Origin of the sequence: Desulfosalsimonas sp. (assembly GCF_046483245.1) — a bacterium.
Lineage (GTDB): Bacteria > Desulfobacterota > Desulfobacteria > Desulfobacterales > Desulfosalsimonadaceae > Desulfosalsimonas.
Genome location: NZ_JAWODO010000166.1, coordinates 1 through 11,392, shown reverse-complemented (window position 1 = coordinate 11,392; position 11,392 = coordinate 1). Strand labels below are relative to the sequence as shown.

The 11,392-nt window shown below is 56.0% G+C and carries 9 protein-coding genes; all 9 read left to right on the top strand.

Annotation, left to right across the window (positions count from 1 at the left end; all coding sequences use genetic code 11):
• Nucleotides 1–138: 138 nt before the first annotated feature.
• The 9 genes from R6U41_RS14100 (at nucleotide 139) to R6U41_RS14060 (ending at nucleotide 11,352) form a co-directional block, all read left to right on the top strand.
• On the top strand, nucleotides 139–729 hold the full coding sequence (locus R6U41_RS14100; RefSeq protein ID WP_410270481.1) for a hypothetical protein: 591 nt from the start codon (nucleotides 139–141) through the stop codon (nucleotides 727–729).
• Nucleotides 730–752: 23 nt separating this feature from the next.
• Nucleotides 753–2,027 (top strand): radical SAM protein, encoded by a 1,275-nt coding sequence (locus R6U41_RS14095; protein ID WP_410270480.1) that lies wholly within the window; start codon nucleotides 753–755, stop codon nucleotides 2,025–2,027.
• Between the two features lie 195 nt (nucleotides 2,028–2,222).
• Nucleotides 2,223–2,834, top strand: a complete 612-nt coding sequence (locus R6U41_RS14090) for a cytidylate kinase-like family protein (protein WP_410270479.1) — start codon at nucleotides 2,223–2,225, stop codon at nucleotides 2,832–2,834.
• Nucleotides 2,835–3,249: 415 nt separating this feature from the next.
• Nucleotides 3,250–5,349, top strand: a complete 2,100-nt coding sequence (locus tag R6U41_RS14085) for an ASKHA domain-containing protein (RefSeq protein ID WP_410270478.1) — start codon at nucleotides 3,250–3,252, stop codon at nucleotides 5,347–5,349.
• A gap of 256 nt (nucleotides 5,350–5,605) precedes the next feature.
• Entirely contained in the window at nucleotides 5,606–7,738 is a 2,133-nt protein-coding gene (locus R6U41_RS14080) for a TonB-dependent receptor (protein ID WP_410270477.1), read from the top strand.
• Nucleotides 7,739–7,764: 26 nt separating this feature from the next.
• Nucleotides 7,765–8,379 (top strand): FmdE family protein, encoded by a 615-nt coding sequence (locus R6U41_RS14075; RefSeq protein ID WP_410270476.1) that lies wholly within the window; start codon nucleotides 7,765–7,767, stop codon nucleotides 8,377–8,379.
• Nucleotides 8,376–9,524 (top strand): iron ABC transporter substrate-binding protein, encoded by a 1,149-nt coding sequence (locus R6U41_RS14070; RefSeq protein ID WP_410270475.1) that lies wholly within the window; start codon nucleotides 8,376–8,378, stop codon nucleotides 9,522–9,524. Before R6U41_RS14075 ends, R6U41_RS14070 begins: the two co-directional genes overlap by 4 nt.
• A 5-nt stretch (nucleotides 9,525–9,529) precedes the next feature.
• Entirely contained in the window at nucleotides 9,530–10,600 is a 1,071-nt protein-coding gene (locus R6U41_RS14065) for a FecCD family ABC transporter permease (RefSeq protein ID WP_410270474.1), read from the top strand.
• Entirely contained in the window at nucleotides 10,597–11,352 is a 756-nt protein-coding gene (locus R6U41_RS14060) for an ABC transporter ATP-binding protein (protein ID WP_410270473.1), read from the top strand. Before R6U41_RS14065 ends, R6U41_RS14060 begins: the two co-directional genes overlap by 4 nt.
• Nucleotides 11,353–11,392: the final 40 nt, after the last annotated feature.

The following is an 11,392-nucleotide window of genomic DNA, read 5'->3' as shown; positions in this document are numbered from 1 at the left end:
ACGGCGAAAATTTTAACCGCAGGAATACTCGACGTATTTTGAGGATTAAAATTTGAGCCGGACGCAGAGATTGGCGGAAAAGACGGTTTTTGTTCAGGCACTATTATACAACCCAATTGGAACAGAGAAAGGTATCCCATGGATCGGGAGAAAAAAACCAACAGTGAATTTATTATTGACGCATTGCTCACGGGCCGGGACCTGCGGTCTCCGGAAATTACACAACTGGTCACCGAGCAATCGGGAAAAAACATAAAAATCCAGGATATTGCCAGTATCCTGGCCAAATTAAGCAATAGCGAGAAATGTGATCTGGGCTTTTTCATCTATAAAAAAAGAAGCGCCAAGGGCTACACCTATCACTTGGTCCCCGAAGCCCTGTCCCTTCCGGCCGAAGCGCTTTACGGCCTTACCCGCAAAACCGGAAAGAACCGCTACACCCTTGAACAAACCCTTGCCGATTATCCGGATCTCAAAAAATATGTCAGCTCCGCGCGTCTGAAAAACCGTGAAATCAAGCATAACTCCAAGAAACGGCGCAAATCCATGGACAAAACCATTTCCGCCATCCGCCTGCCCAGCCAGACGGCCAAAACGCGGCAAAATGAGGATTCCGACCAGGCCATCAAAATGCTGGTCGCCCAGGTTCTGGATGAAATCTCCGAGCAGGGCGGGCTGAACATCAACATCAACCTCAATGTCCGGTTTATCGGCATCGGCGAGGAATGACGGAACTGATCTCTTAAAACCAAATGACAACCCGTTCTGAACTGATTCAAAAACTGAGCATCACCCCGGAAAAACAGGGGGCAGTGGAATATATTAAAATCAGCTACCCCCTGCGTTATGGCTGCTATGGCGAAATCCGGACCCCGGCGCATATTTTCGAATTCCAGCCCAACGGCGAGATCCGGACTATCGCCGGCCGGACAGGCGGGTGGCTCACCTCTGCGGAATGGCTCAAGCGCACCGCCGGAAATGACTGGCAGTATTTTTCCGCAGGGGGTTACGCCGGAGCCCTGAACTACACGGGAGAATATTACGTCCCGTGCCTGCCCTACCAGACCAATGCCCTGTTTGGCGTCGACGCCTTTGAAAGGCAGGAGGTCGGGGAAGCCTTTGCCGCCTGGCACAGGCTGCGCCGGGACCTGCAGCAACTCGACACGACACAGCTACCTGAAAAACAAAGCGCATTTGTTAAACGTATCCGGGCGATGAATCCGGAAATCCTGGAACACCGGGGCCGGCGCCTGCACGAAATCATCGGCGGGCCGGTCACTGTCCTGCCCCCGGACTGCCGCCACGTTGAATACGACGTGATCCCGGTGGCCATCTCAAAAGGATGCCTGTATAATTGCCGGTTCTGCCGGGTCAAATCCGGGCGCGGCTTTTCCGTTCACCCGCAGCAGGCTGTTGAAGCCCAACTCCGCGAGTTGGCGCAATTCTACGGTGCCAACCGGATCAACTACAATTCCGTTTTTTTGGGCCAGCACGATGCCTTGCATGCCGGGGCTGATCCGATTCTTTTTGCCGCGCGCAGGGCCTGGGATATTCTGGAAATCGGCCGATCGCTCATGAAAGAGCCCCGGCTTTTCTTATTCGGCAGCGTGGATTCCATGCTGGCCGCAGACCACCGCCTTTTTGCCGGATTAAATGACCTGTCGTTTTACACATATATCAACATAGGCCTGGAATCCGGGGATACAGCCACTTTGTCCGCCCTGGGAAAGCCCCTGAATGCCGAAAAAGTGACAGCCGCCTTTGACCGGATGATGGAAATCAACCAACAATACAACCGGGTTGAAGTCACGGCCAATTTCGTGATCGGCGCGGACCTGCCCGAATCCCACCTGCCCTCGATTCTGGAACTGACCCGCAGCCGGCTGGCACATTTTTATCCCAAAGGGGCGGTCTACCTGTCTCCGCTTGAACACATCGGGGATAAAAACCGGCTGCTGACCCGGTTTAATGAATTGAAAACCCGCAGCCGCCTGCCGGCCTATATTTATTTGATCCAGCGGCTCTGAAAAGCGGCGCTGATTTTGGGGCAAACGCCCGGCCGCAGGCCCGGATGATCCGATAAATGCATTGGATATTCACCCGGTTTTGGTTTTTCGGGTTTTCATGCGCGCAAACATGTATATATTTTATAAAACAAAAACATTGTTCTGGGTTGAGATCAAGGTTTTTGCAACAATCACCCGCAAAAAGGAGCCGAGGTTATGACGGTGCTGACGATTTCAAGGCAATTCGGAGCAGGCGGAAAAACCCTGGGAAAAACCATAGCAACGCGGCTGGGCTATACCCTGGCGGATGAGGATCTTGTGCAAATGGTTGCCGAACGCGCCAAAGTATCCAACAACTGGGTCAAATCCATTGAAAAGGAAGCCGGAGGCTCACTGCTGCGGTTTATGGACTACATGATCTCCAAAAGCTACGTGGACCGGGTCCTGGCTGAAACCAAGGGCTATATTGACGAAAAAATCTATGTCAGCGCCCTTTCCGAAATCATCAGCACCATGGCCGATGAAGGCGACTGCGTGATCGTCGGCCGGGGCGGGCAGTATATCCTGCGGGATCATCCCCGCGCCTTTCACATTCTGCTGGTGGCTAGGCGCGAAGACCGGGTCCGGTTCATGATGGAAAATTACAATCTCACCCGCAAGCAGGCGGAAACTACCATAACAGTCCAGGACAAAAGACGGCGGGCTCTTTATAAAAAATTCGGAAAAGAGGACTATGATCATCCGAGCCTGTATGATCTTGTTTTGAACATGAGCCGGATTTCCATGGAAAAAGCCGTGGACCTCACCTACGATCTGATCCGGGGATAGTCTCAGTTTGTAAAACCCATCCCGGATATCTGGCACGCATATTGCTTTTTAATTTACAGGTTGAACAACACCTCCTGACTTGTCAACCTCCCTGGATCAGCAGGTGGCCGGGTACTTGGCAGCCCGGCTACCTGCTGATTTTTTTTTGCGCACAAGCCCTGGTGCAAGACATTTCCCTCAAATATTAACGTTCCATAACGTTACATTCGTTATAATCCGCCTGCCCCCCATTGCCTGCATCACCACCAAACATGCCCCAATCAGCCGGATAATCCCTGCCAGTGAACCCTTCTGCGGGTATGCGCACTAAAAAAATAGCATTCTGCAATTTTTTTAGTGCACTGGCATAAATATTGCTTATTCCGTTCCCTTACACTTTATGCAAAATCCATCAAGCCGTACAAGGAGGTACAAAATGGGCAAATGCGTCAATCACCCGGAAATCGAAACCAGCTATAAATGCATGAAGCATAATATCTATCTCTGCGATCAATGCCTGGAATGCCGTGATCCGGAACTTTACTGCAAATACCGCAGTTCATGCCCGATCTGGTTTCTCAGCAAAGGGACCCGAAAACTCGACGAATCCGGGCAGGCCCCGGCCCAAGAGGCGGCCTGTAAAGTGGACTTCGCACCGGACGGCAAATCCGCCGAAGTGCCTGTGGGCGCCACCCTGCTCGATGCGGCCAGAAAGGCGGATGTCTACATCAATGCCTCGTGCAACGGCAAGGGCGCTTGCGGCAAGTGCAAGCTCATCGTGGAACACGGAGAGGTGGACAAGACCGATACAGCCCTGCTCTCAGACAAGGAAAAGCAGAAAGGCTATGTCCTGGCCTGCCAGAGCCGGGTCAGGGGCCCGGTCTCCGTGCGGGTGCCGGAAGAAACCATTGAACGAAAACTGCGGGTGGCCGGCATGGGCGAAGAAGTCACCCGCCGCCTCCAGGGGCGGGTCACAGAGATTTCCCCCATGCTTGAAAAAATCTCCATGGAGCTCAGCCCGCCGAGCCTGGATGACCCGGTCAGCGACCTGGACCGGCTCAAACGGGGCCTGAAGAAAAACGGCATTGACACGGACCGCACAAACATCGGTCTGCCGGTGATGCGTCAACTGGCTGCGGCCATGCGAAACGAAAACTGGAATGTCACGGCATCAATCATGCATAAGGCCTGCTCAAGCGAAGTGGTGGCGGTGGAACCCGGCAATAGAGCCAATCCCGGACTGGGGCTGGCCATTGACATCGGCACCACCACCATCGTGGTCTACCTGGTGGACATGGCAGACGGCCGGGTGATTGCCGCCACTTCCGGGCATAACCGGCAGGCATCCTGCGGCGATGACGTGATCAACCGGATTGTGTGCGCGGAAAAAAATGGGGTGAAGAAATTGAGCACCCTGGTGCATTCCACCATCAACACCCTGATCCGGGAGGCTGCGGAAGGCGCAGGGGTCAATTTCCGGGATATCGGCAACGTCGTGATTTCCGGCAACACCACCATGACCCATCTGCTGCTGGAAATCGAACCCCGCTACATCCGGCGGGAACCCTATATCCCGTCCATATCCGAGTTCCCGGTGCTAAAAAGCGGGAGCATCGGACTGAAGGCCAATGCCAATGCCGCCGTGTTTGTCATGCCGGGGCCAGCCAGCTACGTGGGCGGCGACATTGTCTCCGGTGTTCTGTACACCGGCCTGCACCGGCAGGAAGAACTGACCCTGTTTATTGACGTGGGCACCAACGGTGAAATTGTGCTGGGCAACAAGGACTGGCTCATCTGTGCCTCGTGTTCGGCCGGCCCGGCATTTGAGGGCGGCGGCATCCGCTGGGGCATGCGCGCTGAGCAGGGCTCCATTGAAAGCGTCACCATTGAACCCGGCAGCTTTGAACCCCGCATCAGAACCATCGGCGATGAGCCGCCAAGGGGCATTTGCGGCACCGGCATGATCGAGCTGATCTCTGAAATGATGCTTACGGGCATCATTGACCAGCGGGGAAAATTTCAGCTGGATGCCGATCATCCCCGGATGGGGACGGTGGGCGAAGAGCCGGCCTATGTGCTGGCATTTGCAGACCAAACCCCCATGGACGAGGATATCGTGTTTACCGAGTCCGACATTGACAACCTCATCCGCAGCAAGGGGGCCGTGTATGCGGGGTTCACGGTGCTGCTCAACCAGATCGGGGTCAGCTTTGACATGATCGACCGGCTAATCATCACTGGCGGTTTCGGCCAGTTTCTCGATATTGACAAGTCCGTGACCCTGGGCCTGCTGCCCGACATTGACCGGGAAAAATTCCATTATTACGGCAACAGCAGCATCGGCGGTGCCTACATGGCACTGCTGTCTGCAGATCACCGGCAATCGGCCGGCGAGATCTGCAATGCCATGACCTACATGGATTTTTCCACAAACACGGCGTTTATGGATGAATTCACATCCGCACTGTTTCTGCCCCACACCAACCTGGAGCAGTTTCCGACCGTGTCGGCAAAAATGCGCGAAACCGCCAACTAGAACGAAGGGTAGTGCAAAAATCATTGACAGTGCCGGCGGCTTCGGTGTACATAGCGTTGCAATCGCAATATGAAATTGCCCTTGTAAATCTTTCTGATTTTTCATTCACACGAATTTAAAAAAACCAAGCCGGGAAGGCTTTGCTCGCTCTGAAGGGCGCTCAGGCCACCCGGCTTTTTTTATGGTTTTTCAGAAAGAAAGGATAAGGCAATTGAAAATATTAATAATTTTTGCATTGCCCGTAATGGCTGCGCTGATGGCAATTTCAGCGCCGGCGGTTTCCGGCGCTGAGGAGCCGGAGCAGCCGGCTTATCAAATGGAGGAAATCGTGTTTACAGGCGCTCAGATTCCGTCACCCGAGGCAGACACCCAAACCATCCGGATGGAATCGGCCGGCCGGGCCGTGGTCACCACCGTGCCGGATGCCATGGACACGACCGCGGGCATTGACATCCAGCGCCGGGGCATCCTTACCCCCAAAAACAGCCAGGTGCGCCTGAGGGGGCTGGATGAAAGACGCTCCCAGATCCTTTTAAACGGCCGGCCCTTAAACGGCACCGGAGTCATGGGCGGTTATTTCGTGGACTGGACTGCCCTTTCCACCCAGCAGATTGACACCGTGGACATTACCAAGGGCGCGTTTTCCGCCAAACACGGAAACAGCCTGGGAGGCGCGGTGAGCATGACATCCAACCCACCGGAAAAAAATTTTGAAGCCAGGATTTCAACCGGTTACAAACGATATAACACCTTTTCCGCAGATGCCTCGGTTTCCGGCCGGCAGGACGCATTTGCCGCCAGTTTGTCTGCCGGCCACAAACGCACCGACGGCCACCTGCGAAACAGCGGTGCGGAGCGCACGGATGTTGCCGGCCGCTTCCACTACTTCTGGGGTGATGATGGCGAACTGCAGCTCTCCCTGCGCCACAGCACAGGCGATTACCAAATGCCCGTGGAAAACCGCAAAAACATGGCCGATTATGATTCAAATTTTCCGGAGCATGCCGGCGACTACCTGGCCGGGCCCGGAATCACATTTCCCACCGGCGACAGCCACGGCGACCGCAGCTTTTTTCACAAGGAGCGCACAGAGGCGGATTTGCAGGCCCAAAAACAGATCGGGTCCCTGGATTCGGAACTGATCACCTATATCAACTACGAAGACCGCACAGACACCCTCTATTCCCGGAAAACCGGGGAAAAAATCCTGGAGCGCGACGCGGTCCCGGACCGGTCCTGGGGCTGGAAAACCAATTTTGCCAGACCGGGAAAAAATCATCAAATCGGATTCGGGGCAGAAGGAAATTATCAGGGATACGGCGGCACGGACAACACCTATATCCGGCCGGGGTATTTTCCCAAGGCCCCTGCAGACGGAGATGATGACTGGGATGCCACCCGGTGGCACGGCGTGTACGTGGATGACACCTGGGATGTGAGCCAAAAAACGGATGTATACGCAGGGCTTCGCTATGACGATTACAAGGGCGACCGGACTGTGGATGCGGTGACCGGCTACAATGCAAACGGCAAGCCCCTGGGTTTTGAAGACCAAAAGGTTGATTTTCACGAAGGTGTTGTCCAGCCGAAACTCGGCCTTGTCTACAGCCTTCAGCCCTGGCTTTCGGTCTACGGCCGGGCCGGCCGGGCCGCCCGGTTTCCGGACAACCCGGCATTTTATTGGTATTATGCGGGATACCAGCCGGAGCTGGATTCCCGGACAAATGTCACCCGAAAGGACCTCACCTATGAAGACGCCATGCAATACGAGGCCGGGGCCGAATACACCGGGCTGAAAAATCTCACCGTGTCTGCCACCGTGTATCACTACCGGGTGGAAGACTATATCCGCTGGATTTTCGGCTATGCCCCCAGCCGGGTGGTTTACAATGTTGACCGGGTGGATTTCACAGGCGCGGAAATCGATGCCACCGCATCTTTGACAAAGCACATCAGCGCATTTGCCAATTTTGCCTGGCAGGATACCCAAAAGCACGGCGATGTCCTGGATGCCAGCAACACGCTTTCGGATTCCCTGCCCGAGCTGCCGGAATACAAGTTCAACTGCGGGCTGTCCTGGCAGCGGCCGGACGGGGCCATGGCCCGGGTCAAATTGCGCTGGGTCGATGAGCGGCAGGTGCCCTACCTGGCCGGTACAGCCAGCCCGGACGGGGCCGCCCAGCTTCCCGGCACAACAGCCGAACTGCGGGAAATGGATGATTTTATCACCATGGACCTGTTTTTCAAGTACCCGGTATTTGCGCACCTGGACTGCACCGGCTTTCTCACCGGGGGAGTTGAAAACCTCATGGATGAAACGTATCAGGAGGAATATGATTTTCCGGCACCGGGCCGAAGCTTTCATATCGGCGCGGAGCTGGTCTTTTAAACATTTGCAGCAAAGGAGATATAAATATGACAGCACAGGAAGTCATGGAACGCGAAGATTTTCAAAAATGCCTGGAATTTCACGGTCATCTGTGCCCCGGAGTTTCCATCGGGTACCGGGCGGCGCGCTCCGGCATGGCCCACTTAAACCAAAAACGTTCCCTGGACGAGGAACTGATTGCCATCGTGGAAACCGACGCCTGCTCGGCGGATGCCGTCCAGGTACTCACCGGATGCACCTTTGGCAAGGGCAATTTTATTTACCATGATTACGGCAAGATGGTGTTTACCTTTGCCAGCCGGCAGACCGGCCGGGGCGTGCGCGTGTCTTTGCGGCCCGGGGCCTTTGAACCGGATCCCGAGCACATGGCGCTTTTGCAGAAAGTCATTGCCAATCAGGCCGATGAAACGGAAAAACAGCGCTTTTCCCAAATCCATGAGAAACGCTCCCACGATATCCTGGAAATGGATGAACAATCCCTGTTCTCCATTGAGGAAACAAACATTGACCTGCCGGAAAAAGCCCGGATCGACCCTTCTGTTGCCTGCGACCAATGCGGGGAGCCCACCATGGCTGCAAAACTGGTGGAAGCCAAAGACGGCAAACGCATATGCCGCCATTGCCATAGGGAGGCAAAATGACATCCCGCCTGGCCGTTTTTTTTTTCGCCCTGAGCACAGCCGTGGTCATGGTTCTGATCCCGGCGGCCAAAGACCAGACCGCCTGTGCCCGAAACATGAAAACCATCACCGATGCCGCAGGCCGGACGGTAACCGTGCCCGTGCCGGCCGGCCGCGTGATCTGCTCGGGTCCGGGATGCCTGCGGCTTGTGGTCTATCTTCAGGCAGCAGACCGAATCATCGCGGTTGACAGCATGGAAAAAGACATCTCTTCCGGTGCCGATCCCCGGCCCTATGCCCTGGCCCATCCGGAACTCCGGAACCTACCCATGTTCGGGGAGTTCCGGGGTATGGACAACCCGGAACTCATTGCCGCCCTGGCCCCCCAGCCCGAAGTGATTTTCAAGACTTTTGCATCCATGGGCCATGATCCGGACGAGCTCCAAAAAAAAACCGGTATTCCGGTGATTGTGCTCCAATACGGAAATCTCACCGGCTACCGCTATCAACTGGATCAATCCCTGGAAATCATGGGCCGGGTTTTGGGCAAAAGCAAACGGGCCGAAGAAATCATCCAATTTTTTGACGATCAAATCGCAGATCTGGCCCGGCGCACCGCAGACGTACCCCAATCGGCCAAGCCCGCCTGCTATGTGGGCGGAATTTCCTACAAGGGGCCCCATGGATTTCGCTCCACTGAGCCGGATTATCCGCCCTTTGAATTCACCCGGGCCTGGCATCCGGCCAACAGCGCAAGGCCCACGGCCGGACCGGTTTCCCACGCCCAGGTGGCCCGGGAGCAGATCCTGGCCTGGAACCCGGAAATTTTATTTCTGGATCTTGCCGGCACCGTGTCCAATCCCGGTGCCAGCGCCTTAGATGAACTGCACACGGATCCGGCATACCAGCACCTGGACGCGGTTGACCGGGGCCGGGTATTCGGCCTGATGCCCTATAACTGGTATGGTCAGAATTTCGGGGCCATTTTTGCCAATGCCTGGTATGTGGGCAAAAAACTGTATCCGGAAAAATTTTCCGACATTGACCCGGGCAAAAAAGCAGACCAAATCTTTTCCTTTCTTGTGGGGCGTCCGGTTTTTGAGCGGATCAACGCCATGTTCGGCAACCGGGTATTTGAACAAGTGATGGAACAAAAAGGCGATTAACAGCCATGCACCTGACCCATACCCAAATCCCGGAAGAATACAAGACCCATATCGGCAAAAAAACCACCTTTGTGGCCGCAGCCCTGGTCCTGCTGATCCTGGTGCTTATTGCATCCGTGTCTGTTGGCGCGGTGCGCGTGCCCGTGGGCGAACTGATTTCCAGCCTCCTGGGCCGGGCCTCGGCGCATAAATGGGACATTATCATCTGGCAGATCCGGATGCCCCAGGCCCTGACCGCCATGGCCGCAGGCGCCGGGCTCGCGGTTGCCGGGGCCATGATGCAGTCCATTTTGCGAAACCCCCTGGGATCGCCCTTTACCCTGGGCATTTCCCATGCCGCGGCTTTTGGCGCAGCCCTGTGCGTCATGCTGGTGGGACCGGGATCTTTACAGGAAACCAGCTCCGGGCTCCCGGCAATGCTGGCCCCGTATGCGGTCACCATTTCCGCGTTCGGCTTCAGCCTGGTGGCCACATTTATCATCATTGGCATTTCCCGGATCCGAAGCGCTTCGCCCGAGGTCATGGTCCTTGCCGGGGTGGCCCTGGGATCGCTTTTTACAGCCGGCACCATGTTTTTGCAATATTTTGCCGATGACGTGGAACTGGCGGCCATGGTATTCTGGACCTTCGGCGACGTATCCCGGGCCAGTTGGCAGGAGCTGGGCGTGATCACTGTGGTGCTGGCAGGGGTTTTTGTTTACGGGTTTTTCAAGCGCTGGGATTACAACGCCATTGACGCCGGAGATGAAACCGCCAGGGGCCTCGGGGTCCGGGTGGAACGGGTGCGGCTGGTGGGCATGCTGGCGGCCTCCCTTGTCACCGCGGTGGTGGTGGCGTTTCTGGGCATCATTGGATTTGTGGGCCTGGTATGCCCGCACATGGTGCGGCGCCTGATCGGGGATGATCACCGATTTCTGCTCCCCGGCACCTGTGTGATCGGCGCGCTTCTGCTGCTGGCCGCAGACACGGCCGCCAGGCTGGTGCTGGCCCCGCACATTCTGCCGGTATCCATCCTGACCTCGTTTCTGGGTGCGCCTGTCTTTATTTACCTGATCATCCGGGGGCAGCAGCGATGATTCTCACAGTGGACAATGTCTCGTTTCAGTATAAAAGCACGGCCGTGCTGGATTCCATCTGCTTTGAAGTGCCGGTTCACAACGTGGTGGCTGTTCTCGGGCCCAACGGGGTGGGCAAGACCACCCTGCTGCGGTGCATGAACGCCATTTTGCGGCCCCGAAGCGGAGTGGTGCGCATCAACGGGGAAAACATCCTAAACATGAGGGCAATGGAAATTGCAAGACGGATGGGATATGTGGCCCAGCGGGCGGAAGCCTCCCGGACCACGGTTTTTGATGCCATTCTTTTGGGCCGGCGGCCGCATATCACCTGGCGGGCATCTGAGCACGATCTCCGGCTGACCCATGCGGCCATTGATCGTCTCGGGTTAAATGCGCTCTCCTTGCGGTATGTCACGGAATTAAGCGGCGGGGAACTGCAGAAAGTCAGCATAGCCCGGGCTTTGGTGCAGGAGCCCGGCATCCTGCTGCTCGATGAGCCCACCAGCAGCCTGGATCTGAAAAACCAGATCGAGATCCTGAAAACCATCCGGCAGGTGGCCGCCACCCACGAGGTGGCCGCGGTGATGACCATGCACAACTTAAACATGGCCCTTCGGTATGCAGACCAGTTTATTTTTTTAAAGGCCGGGCGCATTTTTGCCGCAGGCGGCGCGGAGACCGTCACCCCGGAAATCATCGGCGAGGTCTATGACGTGCCCGTGGACATCACCCGCCACCGGGGCGCGCCCATGGTTGTGCCCCTGGGATAAGCAGCCAGAACATAAAACCAGGACAAGAAACCAGGAAAAG